The 18,312-nt window shown below is 30.7% G+C and carries 16 protein-coding genes, 1 tRNA gene and 1 other RNA gene; 3 read left to right on the top strand and 15 right to left on the bottom strand.

Annotated features, from left to right (window positions below; all coding sequences use genetic code 11):
* Positions 1–8: 8 nt before the first annotated feature.
* The 8 genes from K7H06_RS06585 to K7H06_RS06550 all read right to left on the bottom strand — a co-directional run bounded on the left by K7H06_RS06585 (position 9) and on the right by K7H06_RS06550 (position 8,690).
* Entirely contained in the window at positions 9–1,043 is a 1,035-nt protein-coding gene (locus K7H06_RS06585) for a nicotinate phosphoribosyltransferase (protein WP_223039084.1), read from the bottom strand.
* Positions 1,044–1,059: 16 nt separating this feature from the next.
* Entirely contained in the window at positions 1,060–1,557 is a 498-nt protein-coding gene (locus K7H06_RS06580) for a DUF441 domain-containing protein (RefSeq protein ID WP_223039083.1), read from the bottom strand.
* A gap of 130 nt (positions 1,558–1,687) precedes the next feature.
* Positions 1,688–2,257, bottom strand: a complete 570-nt coding sequence (locus tag K7H06_RS06575) for a lytic transglycosylase domain-containing protein (RefSeq protein WP_343216814.1) — start codon at positions 2,255–2,257, stop codon at positions 1,688–1,690.
* A gap of 18 nt (positions 2,258–2,275) precedes the next feature.
* Entirely contained in the window at positions 2,276–2,872 is a 597-nt protein-coding gene (gene coaE, locus K7H06_RS06570; protein WP_223039082.1) for a dephospho-CoA kinase, read from the bottom strand.
* Between the two features lie 17 nt (positions 2,873–2,889).
* Positions 2,890–5,550 carry a DNA polymerase I gene (polA, locus tag K7H06_RS06565; protein WP_223039081.1) on the bottom strand — a complete coding sequence of 887 codons (2,661 nt, stop codon included), beginning with the start codon at positions 5,548–5,550 and terminating at the stop codon, positions 2,890–2,892.
* Between the two features lie 150 nt (positions 5,551–5,700).
* Positions 5,701–6,984: a DUF4349 domain-containing protein gene (locus tag K7H06_RS06560; protein ID WP_223039080.1), complete on the bottom strand. Its 1,284-nt coding sequence runs from the start codon at positions 6,982–6,984 to the stop codon at positions 5,701–5,703.
* 14 nt (positions 6,985–6,998) lie between these two features.
* Positions 6,999–7,598, bottom strand: coding sequence for an RNA polymerase sigma factor (locus K7H06_RS06555; RefSeq protein WP_223039079.1), 600 nt, complete (start codon positions 7,596–7,598; stop codon positions 6,999–7,001).
* 138 nt (positions 7,599–7,736) lie between these two features.
* The gene (locus K7H06_RS06550; RefSeq protein ID WP_223039078.1) at positions 7,737–8,690 is read right to left on the bottom strand and encodes a metal-dependent hydrolase; all 954 of its coding nucleotides are present in this window, start codon (positions 8,688–8,690) and stop codon (positions 7,737–7,739) included.
* 197 nt (positions 8,691–8,887) lie between these two features.
* Between K7H06_RS06550 and K7H06_RS06545 the strand changes: the two genes are divergently transcribed.
* Positions 8,888–8,974 (top strand) — tRNA-Leu (locus tag K7H06_RS06545).
* 276 nt (positions 8,975–9,250) lie between these two features.
* Here the strand turns inward: K7H06_RS06545 and K7H06_RS06540 are convergent.
* Complete coding sequence (locus tag K7H06_RS06540) at positions 9,251–10,597, bottom strand: hypothetical protein (protein WP_223039077.1); 1,347 nt, start codon at positions 10,595–10,597, stop codon at positions 9,251–9,253.
* 183 nt (positions 10,598–10,780) lie between these two features.
* Between K7H06_RS06540 and K7H06_RS06535 the strand changes: the two genes are divergently transcribed.
* Positions 10,781–11,734 carry a hypothetical protein gene (locus K7H06_RS06535; RefSeq protein WP_223039076.1) on the top strand — a complete coding sequence of 318 codons (954 nt, stop codon included), beginning with the start codon at positions 10,781–10,783 and terminating at the stop codon, positions 11,732–11,734.
* Positions 11,735–11,791: 57 nt separating this feature from the next.
* Here the strand turns inward: K7H06_RS06535 and rnpB are convergent.
* The 4 genes from rnpB to K7H06_RS06515 all read right to left on the bottom strand — a co-directional run bounded on the left by rnpB (position 11,792) and on the right by K7H06_RS06515 (position 14,793).
* An RNA gene (rnpB, locus tag K7H06_RS06530) (RNase P RNA component class A) lies at positions 11,792–12,137 on the bottom strand.
* A 77-nt stretch (positions 12,138–12,214) separates the two neighbouring features.
* Complete coding sequence (locus K7H06_RS06525; protein WP_223039075.1) at positions 12,215–12,928, bottom strand: zinc ribbon domain-containing protein; 714 nt, start codon at positions 12,926–12,928, stop codon at positions 12,215–12,217.
* A gap of 66 nt (positions 12,929–12,994) precedes the next feature.
* Positions 12,995–14,113 carry a Nif3-like dinuclear metal center hexameric protein gene (locus tag K7H06_RS06520; RefSeq protein WP_223039074.1) on the bottom strand — a complete coding sequence of 373 codons (1,119 nt, stop codon included), beginning with the start codon at positions 14,111–14,113 and terminating at the stop codon, positions 12,995–12,997.
* Positions 14,098–14,793 (bottom strand): tRNA (adenine(22)-N(1))-methyltransferase, encoded by a 696-nt coding sequence (locus K7H06_RS06515; protein ID WP_223039073.1) that lies wholly within the window; start codon positions 14,791–14,793, stop codon positions 14,098–14,100. The genes K7H06_RS06520 and K7H06_RS06515 overlap by 16 nt, the downstream gene beginning before the upstream one ends.
* 195 nt (positions 14,794–14,988) lie before the next feature.
* Between K7H06_RS06515 and K7H06_RS06510 the strand changes: the two genes are divergently transcribed.
* Positions 14,989–15,189, top strand: a complete 201-nt coding sequence (locus K7H06_RS06510; RefSeq protein ID WP_223039072.1) for a hypothetical protein — start codon at positions 14,989–14,991, stop codon at positions 15,187–15,189.
* 28 nt (positions 15,190–15,217) lie between these two features.
* Here the strand turns inward: K7H06_RS06510 and rpoD are convergent, their stop codons facing one another.
* Positions 15,218–16,309, bottom strand: a complete 1,092-nt coding sequence (gene rpoD, locus K7H06_RS06505; RefSeq protein ID WP_223039071.1) for an RNA polymerase sigma factor RpoD — start codon at positions 16,307–16,309, stop codon at positions 15,218–15,220.
* 25 nt (positions 16,310–16,334) lie between these two features.
* Positions 16,335–18,176, bottom strand: coding sequence for a DNA primase (gene dnaG / locus K7H06_RS06500; RefSeq protein ID WP_223039070.1), 1,842 nt, complete (start codon positions 18,174–18,176; stop codon positions 16,335–16,337).
* Positions 18,177–18,312 lie beyond the last annotated feature (136 nt).

The following is an 18,312-nucleotide window of genomic DNA, read 5'->3' as shown; positions in this document are numbered from 1 at the left end:
CATTTTGTTTAAAGAATTTTCTTTAATTTACTATTTTCAACCAACCCTGGAATTCGTCCTCTTTTTGCAACAGGTTTACCCGCTACTTCTTTTATATCCATAGTCATATCAATAGCTGGAGCTCCTGATATATAACTACCAACTCCAAAGGAATCTGCACCTGCCTCTGATAGTATTCTAATCTTTTCTGGTGTCAATCCTCCAGACACAACTATTTTAACATGATTATATCCATTAATATCTAATTTGCTTCTTAACTCTCTAACAAGATGAGGGGTAACTCCTCCTCTTTCACTCGGTGTATCTAATCGAATACCAAACAGCTTATCACCCAATTCTTCTGCAATACGTAAACTTTCTTCAACTTCATCTTTAAACGTATCTACTAACACAATTCTCTTATGAGACTCTGGAGTAACTTCATTATAAACTTTTGAAACTTTAAGCGTATCTCCCGCTATTAGCATAGCTGCATGTGGAATAGTTCCTGATGCTTCTATATTCATTAATTTTGCTGCTAATACACAACTTGCACCATTTGCTCCACCAATCAAAGCTGCTCTTTCCATTACTGGTGCAACAGCTGGATGCACATGTCTTGCTCCAAAACATAAAAAACTCTTACCTTCACAAGCTTCTTTCACTCTATTTGCTGCTGTGGCCCACCCACTAGCACTCGCTAAGCTTCCAAGCATTGCAGTTTCTAAAACACCAAATTCTTTATAAGGTCCCTTAATTCTAACTAAAGTGTCTTTTGCCTCAAAAGTTTCTCCTTCTTCTACAGCCCATACTTCAACATCTTTATCCTTTAACATATTTTTTACTTCTTCTATCCCAACAAACACACCAGGTTTTCTAGCAAAAATTTCAGCTGTTACAATTTCTCTATCAAGATTCATATATTTTAAAATATCCAATGTTCTTAAAAAGTAAACATCTGTAGTCAGTCCTGATAAAATCTCTTCATGATTACTAGAGTGCATTAACCTATCTTCCTTAATTTTTATGTCTTTAATATCCTCAAGGCTTGTCATATGTTTCATTTGATCTCATTCCTTTCTATTTTTTCAAAAATATTTCTGCGATATAAATCATGAAATAAGCAATACCTGAGCCAATAAGAGGTCCTACAGGATAACCTTTAAAAACTACAATTCCTAGTATGGTTCCTATCACCACAGAAGTTACAATAGTAGGCTCCATATCAAGTAAATATCCTCCTCGTGACCCAAAGATAGCTACTAGTATACCTGCAATAATACCTATGAATCCTTTATAGGTTTTAAAGCTATTAAGCATTGATATTACATCTAGTTCTCCTAAGGCAAATGGTGCAAGGACACCCATCATCAGTACGATGACACCAATCTTCAATCCATATTTATTTAAAAATATTAGTACGGAATGAGAAAAACCTTTCATTTCTCCTCCCATTTGCCCTAATAGTAAGAAAAATATTAAACCACTTACAGCCAACGCTAAAGAATTATTTTTCCCTACCATAGCTAATATCAATAAAACCAACAGGGTAATGCTTCCTAAATATTCTTGACTCATAGCTTCTCCCCTATATTTTTTATTTGTATGTAGGATTTGTTTGCCATAATCATTATAAATTACTTATAGAGTTTATTCAACAAAATCCTTCTATACCTATATAAATATATAGATAACAAGTACGATCCTGTTACCTATATATAATCTTATAAACCTTATAACTTTTTATCACCTTTTTTACATATGCTTTTGTTTCAGGAAAAGGAATATCTTTTAAAAATTCACCATCATCACTATATTTAGGATCCTTAAGCCATTTGTTTACATTCCCACTTCCACCATTGTACGCAGCAATCATCAGTTGTAAATGATCATCAAATTCTTCCCTTAATTTATCTATATACCAACATCCTATTTTTATATTTGTATCAGGAATAAACAAAATTTCTTCATTATAGTTATCAATACTTAATTCTTCAGATGCCCATTTCCCCGTTACTTCAGATATCTGCATAAGTCCTCGTGCATTTTTATTAGATTTTGCTTTTTCATCAAATTTACTCTCTGTTCGAATAATAGCTGCAATAAGATAAGGATCTAATTTATATTCCTTTGCATATTTCTCTATAATATCTCCATAGTGCATAGGATATAATATTTTTAATAGCCAATTTGTATTCGTTAAAGCTACTCCAATTGACATTACAATAATCATTACCACAAGTAACTTCCTATATTTTTTTAAATCAATAAAAATCAAAGGTATCCCTCCACCGGCCTAGCTGGTTACTCTTTTTAATTGTTCTACTATTTGATGTTTTAAATGCTTCAAATCTAAATTATTATCTAAAATCACATCAGCATATTTCTTTTTTTCTTTTGTGGATATTTGAGATTTCATTCTCTTTAGTGCATCCTCATCACTAATTTTATCCCTACTCATTAAACGATTGAGCTGTACTGTTTCATTAGCTGCCACCAACCAAACTTCATCTACTAATTCTTCCATATGCAGTTCTATCAAAAGAGGGGCATCTATTATTATAACAGGATAAGTGTTCATTTTGTTATACATATTTATCCGATTTACAATTTCTTCTATTATTCTTTTATGAGTAATATTATTCAGCTTTTTTAATTGTTCTTTATCTGAAAAAACAAGTTGTCCTAATACTTTTCTATTTAGACTTCCATCTTCTTTAATAACTTTCCCTCCGAAAACATTTTTAATTTCACATAAAGCAGGTTGCCCTGGTAGTACAATTTCTCTAGCAATAAGGTCTGCATCAATAACTGGAATCTCAAATTCTTTTAAGATATTTGAAGCAGTACTTTTCCCTGAAGCAATTCCACCAGTAAGTCCAATAACCTTCATCTAGCTACTTCCTTTCATTATTTTGTCTCATACCAACTATTTCCTACATTCATGTCAACTTTTAATGATACCTCTAAATGAATAGCACTTTCCATTTGCTCTTTCAAAATATTTTTCACTTCATCAAGTTCATCTTTATGTGCCTCCACAATCAACTCATCATGTACTTGTAAGATTAATTTCGACTTCAATTTTCTATTTTTCAATTCATGATAGACACGAAGCATAGCTATTTTTATAATATCTGCAGCACTACCTTGAATCGGCGTATTCATGGCGGTTCTTTCACCAAATGAACGGACATTATAATTTTTAGCCTTCAATTCTGGTATATCTCTTCTCCTATTTAAAAGGGTTGTTACATAACCTTTTTCTTTTCCTTCCATCACTATATTCTCCATATATTCTTTTACACCTGTGTATTTATTAAAATATTCATCAATGTATTTTTGAGCCTCTTTCTTTGTTATATGAAGATTTTCTGATAATCCATAATCACTGATGCCATATACAATACCAAAGTTAACTGCCTTTGCTCTACTTCTTTGAAGAGATGATACCTCATCTATAGGTATATTAAAAACCTTAGAAGCAGTTGATGCATGTATATCCTGTTCTTTACGAAACGCTTCTATTAAATTATGATCCTTTGATATATGAGCTAGTACTCTTAATTCTATCTGTGAATAATCTGCATCAAGTAGTAAAAATTCTTCATTTGTAGGAACAAATACTTTTCTAATTTCTCTTCCTACATCAAGTTTTATAGGTATATTTTGAAGATTTGGTTCAGTACTACTTATTCTACCAGTAGCAGTAACCGTTTGATTAAAACTAGAATGAATTTTTTTGGTTACTTGATTAATCACACCAATTAATCCATCTACATAAGTAGATTTTAATTTTACCATTTGTCTATATTCTATAATTTTAGGAATAATATTATGCTTATTGTATAACTTTTCTAAAACCTCAACATTGGTAGAATAACCTGTCTTTGTCTTTTTTATAGGTGGTAATTCAAGTTTGTCAAACAAAATTACTCCTAATTGTTTTGTGGAATTGATATTAAATTCTTCTCCTGCTTCATGAAATATCTCCCTTGTTAGATGATTGATTCTATCATCTAATGTCTTTCCTAATTCATCAAGCTTTTCTTTATCCACCATAAAGCCTTCAAATTCCATATCTGCTAGTACCTCAATTAAAGGCATCTCTACTTCATAATACAGTTTTTCAAGGTCATATTCTTCTAATTTTTCAATAAGAATCTCCTTTACCTTTAGAACTGTATCACAAAAACAAAATCCATATTCTACCAATTTTTCTTTCGATACTTCATAAAAATCTATTCTCTTTTTGCCTTTTCCTAATAAATCCTCTTCACTTAAAATATTCTCATTTAAGTAATCATATGCTATATCACTGATTTCATAAGATTTTCTTGTTGGTTCAATTAAATAAAGGGCAATTGCTGCATCAAAATATATATTATTTAGAGCAATATCATGTTGTTTTAAAGTAATCATGTCTTTTTTTATTTGGTGTCCATATTTTTTTATATTCCTATCTTCAAAAACATCTTTAAGTAACTCTAACAGTTCTGTATTGTCCTTTGTATCTATAAAATAATTTTCTTCCTCTATCATCATATGTATACCAATAATTTGATCATTTCTCAAATCTATCGTATCACTAAATATTTTAAAACAAAGTTCTCCCTTTTCTATGATTATTTCTTTTAATGCTCTTAACTCTTCCATGGAGTGAATTATAGTTGTTTTTATGTCCTTTTTTTCTCTTTTTTCCTCTTTAGGCTTAATTTTTTCCATCAATTTTCGAAACTCTAATCGTTTAAATAAACTCCACAATTTTTCTATATCAGGTTTCTCCATTTTAAACTCTTCTAATGACATTTCAACAGGTACATCTGTAATAATAGTTGCTAATCTTTTACTCAAAACAGCTTGTTCTCTATATTCTTCTAGTTTTTCTCTCAATTTACTTCTTGATACCTTATCAATATTATTTAATAAATTCTCAATACTTTTAAATTCTTTTATTAATTTTGCTCCTGTTTTTTCTCCAATTCCTGGAACACCTGGAATATTATCAGATTTATCTCCCATAAGTCCTTTTAAATCAATAAATTCCTTAGGGGTTACTCCATATTTTTCTAAAACTTCCTTTTCACTATACTCTTCTAATTCACTAATTCCTTTTTTTGTAATTAGTACTTTTGTTTTATCAGAGGCTAATTGTAACGCATCCCGATCTCCTGTAATGATAAAGGGATACACATTTTCATTTTCACAAAATTTTGCAATAGTTCCAATCAAATCATCTGCTTCAAAACCTTCAATCTCTACCCTATGAATTTTAAATGCATCTAAAACTTCTTTGACTATAGGCATCTGCTGTGCTAACTCTGAAGGCATTTTTTTTCTTCCAGCCTTATAATCATCATATTCTTTATGTCTAAAGGTAGGTGCCTTTTTATCAAAGGCTACAGTAATATACTCAGGACTATAATCCTCAAATATCCTATACAGTACATTTACAAATCCGTAAACAGCATTTGTATGAATCCCCTCCTTTGTCGTAAGATCTGGTAAAGCATAAAAAGTTCTGTTTATAAGACTATTTCCATCTATAATAATAATCTTTTTATCTTCCAAAGTAATCCTCTCCTTATAATTTCTTCTAAGTCTTAGCTTATCTATATGCTACCCAAAATAAAAAACTAATAGACATTACTATATTCTTAATTATTTTATAAATTCCTGCATAAAAAAACAAGTCTCTCCCCTAAGACTTGTTTTTTATGATTATTTATTTCGAATTCTTTTTAGAAAATATCTCACTAACGGCACCCCAATAATCCCTATTAATAAAATAATAGGTAATACACTCACCAGCATAATAAAACTTTTTTCAAAAAAATTCTTTATACCATTGATTGTGCTAATAAATCCTTTTTTTGCTTTATCCAATAAGTCATCATCTACTGATTGAATTTTTTTATCCTTTGGAATAACCTCATTAAGGGATACTTCAATTTTTGAAAGACTAACTAATTGATCCCACCGCTTAATATTTCCAGTTAATCGATTAAGATCTCCTCGAACCCGTGTTAGTTCTCGCTCCACCTCTAACACATCTTTGACACTTTCAGCTTTATTCATAATTTCTCGAAGCCTTTTTTCTTGAATTTTGAGATTTTCTACTTCGTTAACCGTATCCCTATACATTTGTGTAATATCTTCACCATTTATAGAAAAATTTGTAACTTTTCCTAATCCTTTTACTTCCTCTACTATATTAATAAAATTACCTTCTGGCACGCGGATAGTTATATTTCCTCTTCTTAGGGACGCTTCTGGCTCTTCAGGAACATAATGACTGTACTCAGTGTTTGAATTTTCAATGTATCCCCCTATAACTTCTGCCATATTTACAATCTTATTAAATTTCTTATCATAATCTTCTATATCAAGATGAATATAAGCACTTTTTATGATCTTTCTTTCACTTAACTGTCTTACTTGTTTTTCTGATACTTCATTGATCTTTGGGCTACCTGCAAACATTTCAATATTTTTATTCTTCGTTCCACGCAGTTCACTATTCTCTGCTGTAAATACCCGACTTTGTGCCATACCATAATTAGCACCATCATCTTCTATTTTTAGCATAGATCCTTCTTTTGCTTCATCCATACTTATTTCTTCTTTTGTCCCCATATTCATACTACTTAACGTTGAAGCAGATATAATGAGTATAATAAATACTGCTGCAATCGAAGAAAACACCTTCCAATTGAATTTTTTATTCTTCTTTAGAGGAATAACTTCTTCTTTTATTTCATCATTTAACATTTCCTTTTCTTTATTGACGTTTAATAAGGATTCATGTAAATCATTTTCGAAGCCCTCTGGCAAATCAACCATTGGAAGTTCATTACATAAATGAATATGCTTCATTAAAGTTTCATATTCGCTTCTGCATTTCAGACATTCTTTTAAATGATCATCCATCATCTCTTTCGTATGTTCATCTAGTAAATCATCTATATAAAGAGATATCATCTCTTCCATTTCCGTACATCTCATAATATCCCTCCTTTCTATATTTTGACGAAAAATTCATCATAAAGTTCCCTATTCTTTTCTATTACTTTTTTTAATGATTGTCTGGCCCTACTAATTCTTGATTTTATTGTCCCTTCAGAGCAATCTAATATTTTACTAATCTGTTCGTAAGAAAAACCTCTAATATCTCTTAATACAATTACGGTTTTATGATCTTCTGACAAACAATTGATTGCTCTTTGAATATTTCTTTGTCTTTCTCTTTTGGCAACAATATCTTCCGGTATATACGTCTCGTCAGGTAACTCTCTAATAATGTTTCCATCTTCTGTATCAATCTGACGATCATAAGAACATGTTTTTTTCGATTTTCTTTTTCTTAATAAATCTAAAGAAGTATTTGTTACAATTTTATACAACCATGTTGAAAAATTACTTTCCCCTTTAAATTTATGTAATGATTTATAAGTTTTTATAAAAGCCTCTTGTGTTGCGTCCTTTGCATCCTCTATATTTCCTAACATTCTATATGCAATATTAAATGCCAGTTTTTCATGTTCTTTTATCAAAGCTTCAAAACTTTCTATATCTCCTTGTTGACTTTTATGAATCAGTTCTTTCACAATCTTACTCACAATACATCCCTCCCTTCTTGTTATAAGAATCCTATAATTTTAGACGGTAAAATAAACACTAAAGTTCCCTATTTTTTAAAATAAAAATCATTATACTTTTTTTAATATAAGTAAAAAGTGACGCAAACTGCGTCACTTTTATTTTACTTCTATCACAGGAATATTTTTTTGAATATGATAAGGATGAAAGAAAGATTGAACAATATTTTTTTCACAATCATAGATAACAGTAGCGTGATGCATAAAATTATTTCTTAAATAATAACGCAAATCAATAGATTTAAGCACTATGTTATCCATTTCTTCAGATTTTATCACCTGATAAATAGGGGTAAAGTCTTGAAAATATTTTCCCATATTTGTTTCCTTAAACATTTGAATATCTTCATCCTCTGGTATTTTGAATTTTTTTCTTTCAAATATTTTTCCATTTAATAAATTTACTTGTCCTACGAGATTATGGCTTTTGGTACTTACAATAAAGTCCCATTTATGATAAGCCATAAGAGCTGGTAAAATATTCACACTACAAACTTTATATCCATGGTGATAATAATTCTTTACAATTTTTTCTGCACGCTGTTTCATCATCCACCTTGATATTAGATATATGAAAAAACTCATTGCAATACCTATATAAAGAGCCGTTGTCTTTTCTTTTACAAAGATCAATAAAAAACATAATACCGTAATAACAGGATCATAAAGCATCAATATCCCTATCATAGATTTCTTCTTAGTAAATGGCATAAATAGCTTTGCTCCATAGGAATTTAAAATATCAAAGAATGTATGCGATATACAACCAATTAGCGTCCATATAAATACTCGTAAAAGCTGAAATTCTGCAAAAAACAATGATAATCCTATGGTAATAATCCCTGCAAGAACAAAAAGAGCTGGGATAGAATGGGATATACCCCTATGATGCTTCAAATAAACATAATCTCCCTTTAGTTTTGCAATAATATCAATATCAGGAGACATGGCTCCAATTGCACAACCTAATGAAACAGGATTAGTAAATGCTACTGGATCTCCACTGTATGCGGATATGGCCAGACCAATAACTCCATGGGTAATTGGATCCATTACTTACACCTCTATTCTAAATTTTAACCATAAAATTAGTTTACCATAATCATTCTTCTTCTTCAAGGAATATACAAAATTTTCATTTATTTTTAACATTTTTCATAGGATTCCAAACTTAAACTTTTTTACATTTTTTTAATAAATAGTTGCATTCCTCTTTTATTTGTGTTATTATAGTTCTTGTCACTAGGCAAGCCGAAGTGGTGGAATTGGCAGACGCGCTGGACTCAAAATCCAGTGGTAGCAATACCGTGCGGGTTCGACCCCCGCCTTCGGCACCAAGTTAAACTCAAGGTAGTCAACCTTGAGTTTTTTATTTTATACTAAACGGAGGGATATTTATGGGTCAAACTTACTATTGTCCAGACTGCAAAGAAATATTAGAAGTCATTAGTTCCTGAGGTTCTGTAAGCTATTTCTGTAAGAAATGCAAAATATTAAAATCTAGCAAAAGAATTTTGAAAGAACTTCCAAAAGAAAAAGTTGAAAAAGAAAAAAACATAAAATAATACGAAGGGACGCTTTTTTTGGCAAGCGTCCCTTCTTTTTTAATTTTTCTATCTAAATATTCCTCTTCTTCTTCTCTTAAGATATTCTTCTATATTTTTCACTCTTTCTTCTAAATTTTCAACCTCTTTAAGTTTTTCTTCTATATTTTTCATTCTTTCTTCTATCTTTTCAATACTTTTTAATTTTTCCTCTAATGTTTTTATATGTTTTTGTAATTCATCCAACTCTTTTTTAAGAGTATTTTCCTTCTTAACTTTTATTTCTTTATCCTCAACTTTTTTATTCTTGACTTCTTTATCCTCTATTCCTTGATCTTTTACCATATTCTCTAGCTTTCTATTAGAGTTTATTTTCAGAGGTATTTTATCCACATTTTCAAGAGGACCAAATCCTATAAATGAAAATTCAGGATACCCCTTCCCAAAAGTATAGTGAAACTGATAAGCAGCTTTTATATTCTCAGCATTTGTATTAAACTTATATCGGAAAAAATTGATTGTTTTTGATTCTTTCCATAAATAAAGTTCACTCCAAGTTTTACCTTCATCCATTGTATAACAACTCACTACCTGTTCATACTCCGTCCATACAATCCAAAGCTTTTCACCTTGCTTAATAAAAGTAGGATGTGCACAATTTGAAGGATTGGATACTATCTTTTCTACTAATCTTACTACTTTCTTATTTTCAAATTTGTATTTTTCATATTTAATAACAAGATTTCCTTGAAAATATTCTGAATAAGTAAGATGTAAAATTTTATTTTTTGTCATGAACATATCTAAATATAATTTATCATTAGAACTTGAAGTAACTTGTATGGAATTTTTCCATTGTTCATTTTCTAAATCAAATTCCTTTATGTAAATCTGTTCTTCATCCTTTAAAAAATCATAAAATCCTATCATTAGCCTATTTTCATTTTGTATAATTTGAAATGTATTTAAGAATTTTTTTCTGTTAATATCCTGTAGCACAAAGGTTTTCCATTCTTGGTTGCTATAATAATGGTGATATATTCTATAAGACATGCTACTTTCATTTGAAGATACACAATAAATCATATGTACTTGTTTATTATGTATAAACAAATTTAAATTAAGTATACTGAGTGTGTCATCTCCTCCTAAAAGATTTTTATGCCAAAAACCATTTTCTAAGGACATTAAAACTAGTTTCCCATCTTTTCTGTGATATGCAAAATATACATTATTTTCTTCATCTATGGCTGCATCATATTCTAATGTACAGTCATCAACAAACATATCTGATGCATATTCCTTTAAGTACTTATCAAAATATGTATATACAATTTTTTCTTCATGCCATCGGAAATTATATACATTTCCTAGGCGATCGTGAATTAACACATTTCTTTGATTTGCAAAGGACATACTCTCACCATCCTAAATACAAATTGATTAAACCCTATTAAAAGCTCCTTTCCTATTATCATATTTAAGTATAAAAGAATATATGACAAATTTATATTAAAAGTGTAACAGATAAATTTCAAAGTGAATATACTAGCAGTGTAAAAGACATTTGTAAGAGAAAAATATAAGGGGGTTACGACTATGGCATGTAATCAAAATTCAGGACCACTTACCATGGCCCTTTCTGATAAATGCTGTACTGCAAATACTGGTTGTGAATTTGATGGAACACTTAGAAAGGTTCGAGCTGAACCTTTATATGTTCAGAAAGTTTACGATGCTGCATTATTTAATTTACAAGGATTAAGAACCATTTCAGGTCAAGAATTTAGACCATTTTTAGGAAGAGGCGCAAGAATCACTAGAATTTTAGATATTAGATGTAGAAAATTCTTTAACCCATCTGATATTAATGATGAAAGAAACTTAATTGTAAAACCTGAAACAACTATTTCCGGAGCAGAATTTGTAGAAAATGGAAATGGCAAACCTGTTTCAGTAGTAGGTCCTGATGGAACTGCTTCTGAAAAAATATTATATACCAACACAAAAGACTGTGATGACGAATTTAAGGGTACACCTATATTTGGTACACAAAATGTTAAAATCACAGGAGATGTAGTTGTAGAAATCGATGCCTTATTTACTGATGATTGTGATAAGCAATGTCAAATAACACTATCTGCAAACGTACCAATCGCAAGAGAATGTTCACCAATTGTTTTAACCAATTTCTTTGAATTATGCATGCCATCTGTTTTCAATACTGCATTCCTTCCACGCTTCGCTGAATTCTGTAACTTAAGTTGTGAAACAAGATTGGCAACCAATAGTATTATGAGAGATATTGTGATCTGTCCAGTAACTGGTGCTGTTAAAGCAAATCTAATTATTGCTCTTTGTGTAACTTGTGAAAAGAAAATCGTTGTTCCAGTTCAACTTTGTGTACTATCTACTGGATTTCCTAATCTTTCACCTGAAACAGCTCCAATATGTTCAACATTCCCACAATTATTCCCAGATCAAATCGATAAAAAATGTCCTTGTAGATGTGCAGAGGAAGCTGAAGCAGCAGAAACTGTTCCAGAATGCTAATAATAAATTATATAAAAATAAAAACACTTCGCTAAGAAGTGTTTTTGTTTTTATATATTATCGAGCAAATCTATAAGCCGAGTTCTGTATTTGACAGCCATCTATCTAGGTCTACTGTTGCCAGTAGACTCAAGCGACCTACCACTGGGACACGACGAGCCGCCGCTATATAGTCCCTTTCTTGGTCTTGCTCCGGGTGGGGTTTACAGAGCCCTCTCTGTCGCCAGAGAAGCGGTGAGCTCTTACCTCACCTTTCCATCCTTACCAATCATATTGGCGGTTTATTTCTGTTGCACTTTCCTTAGAGTCACCTCCACTGGGTATTACCCAGCACCCTTGCTCTATGGAGCTCGGACTTTCCTCGTTCGTGCAAAGCACGATCCGCGACCACCTGACTTACTCGAAATATTCATTTTTAACGACAAGTAATATATTATCATAAGGAATCGTTTTTGTCAAAATCCAATTTTTGTAAAAACCTTATTCATCACTACTTAGATATAATATTCTTCCACAATTATTGCATACTACAATATCTTGTTTTTTTAACTTAGTAAGGGTCATGACAGGCAAATCCATGTGACAACCCATACAAACATCCCCCTTAAGTACTACCACAGGATTATTTTTTCTAGATTTTATATCCATATATATTTCTATATTTTTTTTAGTGATTTTTTTTAATATTTCTTCTTTCTTTGTCTTTTTTTCTATAATATCCTTTTCTATTTTTTCTATTGTTATTTTCCTCTCTTCAAGCATATCTTTAATTGTACTACCCAGCGCCCGTCCCTTTAGCCCTATTCTTTTTACTTCTTCTTTTACTGCATCAATTTCTTCCATCATCTCCAGTGTTTTTGAATCAATTTCATTTAATTCTTCTTTTTTATGTTCTTCTTTTTTCATTAGACTTTCTAATTGTTTTAAATCGTTTATTTTTCCACCATATAATTGATCTTTTATTTTTTCTATTTCATACTCAATCTCACTATGTTCATGCTCCAACTTTCTTAATACATTTTCTTTCTCTTTCAATTCACCCTTTTTTGTCTCAAATTCACTTTTTAAGCCTTTATGTTCACCAATTTTTTGGCTTATTTCTTTTCCCTTCGTAACCTTTCTTAACATTTTTTCTTCTTTGTCTACGCTTTTTTCTATTTCTTGGAATTTCCATAAATAATCATTTTGATTCATAATCTCCCGCCTTTCATTTTCTTCAAAAATTTTATACCAAAAAAGAATAGGCAAAAAAACCTATTCTTATATGGTTTGAAAAGGATTCATATTATTAGATGCCAAAAAAACCTCCATATGGTAATTCTTTTCCATAATTAATTCCTTTAATTTTTCAAATAAAGGCCTACATACTAAATGCTCTGTTTCAAAATGGCCTGCATCAATTACTGCAATTCCTAATGATGCGGCATATTGAGCATCATGATATTTTACATCACCTGTTATATAGCAGTCACACCCTAGCTTATATGCATCATATATAAACTCTGCTCCACTGCCAGTACATAAACCTACCCTTTGTATACTTTTTTGAGTATCTCCTATGATTCTAATAACATTCATTGCAAGTTTTGATTTTATTTCTTGGCAAAATGCAGATAATTTTATAGGTTTTATTAGATTTCCTACTCTACCTAATCCATATGAATGGATGTCATTTTTTAATGTAAAAAGATCATATGCTACCTCTTCATAAGGATGTACCTCTACCATCTTTTTTATAACACCATTCAACTTTTCCTTTGGTACAATACTTTCTAACCTACACTCTGCTACTTTCTCTATTTCTCCTTTCGTTCCAATAAAAGGATTTGTTCCTTCTAATGGTTTAAAGGTACCCTTTCCTTCCGTTTGGAACGTACAATGACTGTAATTACCTATATGTCCTGCTCCAGCCCTACATATAGCATCCCTCACATTTTCAACATGGGTCCTTGGTACATAGACAACAAGCTTAAAATACTTTTCTTGATTCATTACCCTCAATGGCTTTGTATCCATGATATTTAGAATTTGTGCTAAAACATCATTTGTACCCCCATGGGCAATATCTAAATTTGTATGGGCACAAAAAAGGGTTATATCATTCTTAATTAGTCTATAAACCATATTGCCTATAGGATCATCTATTCTTATCTTCTTAAGGGGTTTAAAAATTAAAGGATGATGGCAGACAATCATATCTACATTTTTTGATATGGCCTCATCAATAATAGCTTCTGTTACTTCTAATGCTACTAAAATCCGATGAATGTCTTTATGAGCATTCCCTATCTGAAGACCTACATTATCCCAATTTTCTGCTAAATAGGAAGGTGCAATATTTTCCATAAGCTTCACTACACTTTCTAGTTTTTCAGCCATCTTAGCACCTCCTCAAATTCATGAATCTTTTCTTTGCATTGATTAAGCTTGTTTTTTGCTTTATCCGTCTCTTGCCCTATTAGATTATTTATAATATCATTTTGCTTCTTTATGTGCTTTTTTATAAAAATTTCTAATAAAGGATCTTTATTCTCTATTAATTTTTTTCCTATTTCAAAGTATATTTCATTCTCAATCTCGTCTTTTCCATGCTCTACAACTAATATTTCATAAATTCTATGATCTTCTGACACTAATTTTTCTTCTACGATTTTAAAATGATTATTACAAAGCCATCTTCTTAATTCATCTTGTGCTACCATAGGTTGTAGAATAAATCGCTTGATAGATTTTGTAACCTTAGGATGATTCATCAATATATCTCGAATTAAAAGACCTCCCATGCCTGCTATAATTACAGTATCTATCTCTTCTGGTTCTATAGGTTCAAGACCATTTCCAAGTCTTGTTTCTATAGAATCCTCTAAGCCATTATTTTTTATGTTTTTCTGTGCACTAAGTAATGGTCCTTTATTCACATCTGTTGCAATTGTTTTTTCTACAATTTTATTTTTCATTAAGTATACAGGAATATACCCATGGTCCGTTCCAACATCAGCTAAAATAGACCCTTTAGGTACTAATTTAGCAATATTTAATAATCTAGGCGTTAGTTTCATAATATTTCCTCTCACTACAATATATTTTTAAACTTTAAAAGCTTTTTTGCAAAATAAAAAAGTCACCCTAAAATCCTCTTCAATCTGTTTTAGGTTCTTCGTTCTTTCTATTAATCATTATAATACCTCCAAACCCAGATGTTTACTACATAATTTTTTATAATCCTACAAAAATTATATTAAGGAGGTTTTTTTATGAATGTTAAAAAATCACAAAAGAAACCTGATGATATTATTGAAAACTTAGTCCACTTTGAATGGGGTGGTACCACTACACAATGGGAAGAAACAGCTGATCAAATTATGCATTATCTACAAGATCAACTAGATGCTGCAGAGAGCCCAGAAGAAAAACAAAAGAAAATTGAATATGGTAATCAAAAGCAATATTGGTAATTATAAAGATTCGCGTATACGCGAATCTTTATTCTAAATAATCTTTTAACTTTTTACTTCTACTAGGATGTCTAAGCTTTCTTAAAGCTTTTGCTTCAATTTGTCTTATTCTTTCCCTTGTAACATCAAACTTTTTACCAACTTCTTCTAGCGTTCTTGCTCTTCCATCATCTAAGCCAAATCTTAATCTTAAAACCTTCTGTTCTCTTGGTGTTAAGGTGTCTAAAACTTCTACTAACTGTTCTTTAAGCATTGAAAAGGCTGCTGCTTCTGCAGGAGCTGGAGCATCATCATCAGGAATAAAATCACCAAGATGACTGTCCTCTTCTTCACCAATAGGAGTTTCTAAAGATACTGGTTCTTGAGCAATTTTCAATATATCTCTAACCTTTTCTTCAGGAAGATCCATTTCTTTTGCAATCTCTTCAGGCTTCGGTTCTCTTCCCAATTCTTGAAGGAGTTGCCTTGATATTCTTATAAGTTTATTGATTGTTTCTACCATATGGACAGGAATTCTTATAGTTCTTGCTTGGTCTGCTATAGCTCGTGTAATGGCCTGTCTTATCCACCAGGTTGCATAAGTACTGAATTTATAACCCTTTCTCCAGTCAAATTTTTCCACAGCCTTAATTAGCCCTAAATTTCCTTCTTGTATTAAATCTAAAAATAACATGCCTCTTCCAACATATCTCTTAGCAATACTTACAACAAGTCTTAGGTTTGCTTCACAGAGTCTTCTTTTAGCTTCTTCGTCCCCATCTTCCATTCTTTTTGCTAATTCTATCTCTTCTGTAGCTGAAAGCAATGGTACTTTTCCAATTTCCTTAAGATACATTCTTACTGGGTCATCTATATTAATCCCCTTTGGGATAGAAATATCTAGTTCCACTACTTCTTCTTCTTCTTCTTTTGCCTCTTCAGTATTTTCTTCCTTTTCACCTACAATCTCAATTCCCATTGCAGCTAAATTATCATACACTTGTTCAATTTGTTCCTTATCTATATCTATCTCTTCTAAGGTATCCATAATTTCAGTATATGTCAGCATGCCTCTTTTTTTGCCTTTTTCTATAAGCTTTTTTACAGATTGCACCTTTTTATTTTGATTTTTCTTGCTCATTATACTCCCCTCCCTTCTAACATACCTACAATTTTTTTAATTCCCTCAGTAACTTTTCGTAATCTATACATAACTCTCTTATCCTCACTATCTGCTCTTTTGATTTATTTTCTTTTTTTTCAAGTTTTTTTAATTCTTCTTCTATATAAATTTTCCTCTGTACGATCTTATGCTTTTGAATGGTTTTTATATAATCATTTAAAGCCTTATCCACATTCTCCTTCGGGACAATACTATTTTTAATTTGATGTAATATTGAAACTTCTTCTATATTCAATTGATTTAGAATTGCTTCTAAGTCAATACTATCGTTAATCTCATATAATCCATAAACCAGTTCTGCAATTTTACTATTCGACTGATCCATAAAATCTTCAAAACAAAGTTGTTCTTTTACTCTCTGAAAAAAAGTCTTATTATTTATAATTAATTTTAGTAAAGCTCTTTCTGCTTCAATATACCCAATTTTTTGTATTGGCTTTAATGGTTGTATATTATATTTATTAGTATACCTATCATGTTTACTTCTATACTTCCTAGTATCCACTATCTCTTTTTTTTCATTATTTTTCTTATTATTTCCATAAATTTCCGTCTTTATAGCTTCTATTGAAATTTCTGATTCTCGTGCTATTTTTTTAATATACACATCTATCTCCACAGGACTTTTCAGCTGCTTTAATATTTGGGTGATAGATTTTACAAATTTTACTTTTCCTTCAGAAGTTGTTAGATCATTTTCTTCTTTAGACAACATGATTTTATAATCTATTAATGACAAAGCATTTTTAACTTCCTTTAAGAAAGCTTCTTTTCCTTTTTTTCTAACAAGCTCATCTGGATCTTTCCCTTCAGACAAACGAACCACTCGTACTCCACATCCTGCTTCCCTTAAAATATCAAGTCCTCTTAATGTAGCTGCTTGTCCTGCTATATCAGCGTCATATGCAATAATCACCTCATCCGCATATCTTTTTAATAAATTGGCTTGATTTTTAGTAAGTGCTGTCCCCAAAGATGCAACAACATTTTTTATGCCACTTTCATACAAACCAATTACATCCATATACCCTTCTACTACAATAATTTGTTTCATTTTTCTTACTTCATTTTTTGCAAGATTCAAACTGAATAAATTATTTCCTTTATTAAAAACCGGCGTTTCAGGAGAGTTTAGATATTTAGGTTCCTTATTTTCTATTACCCTACCTCCAAAGCCAATAACTTTCCCTGTTGTATTGATAATTGGAAAAATAACCCTATTTCTAAATCTATCATAATAACCATTTTTCTTTTTTCTTTCTAAGACCAATCCAGCTTTAAAGATTGACTCTTGGTCATATCCTTTTTTAAGAAGATAGTTATTTAACGCTTCCCAACCATCTTTTGCATAACCTAATCCAAATTTTTTTATTGTTTTAATATTAAGGCCTCTTTTGAATAAATAACTCAGCCCTTTATTTTCTTCCTTAACTAAATTCTTATAATAATAAAAAGCTGCATCTCTATTTATTTGATATATATTATTCTTTCGATATATTTCTTCTTTTTCCTTCTTAGATGTAGAAATTTCATCAATATTTATTCCTGCCCATTCTCCAAGTAAGCGAAGTGCATCTATAAAGTCTAAATTTTCAAGCTTCATCATGAAACTGATTACATCACCAGATTCTCCACACCCAAAACAATGATAAAACTGTTTTTCATCTGATACGATAAAGGAAGGTGTCTTTTCATGATGAAAAGGACATAATCCTTTATAATTTTGTCCAGCTTTTTTTAAGTGGACATATTTTGAAACAACATCCACAATATCATTTTGTGATTTTATTTCATCAATTAATCCTTCATCAAATACAATCCCCATATCCATCACCTATACAATCTTTTATTATTGTTTCTCCATATTTATTAAATTTCCTTCCCTTTGTGAAATTTAATCCTCTATTGATGAGAATGATTTAGGGACTGATTTATTACTTTATTTAAACTCGTAATAAATT

The organism is Crassaminicella profunda (genome assembly GCF_019884785.1).
GTDB classification, from domain to species: domain Bacteria; phylum Bacillota; class Clostridia; order Peptostreptococcales; family Thermotaleaceae; genus Crassaminicella; species Crassaminicella profunda.
This window is presented reverse-complemented; position numbering and strand designations above follow the sequence as displayed.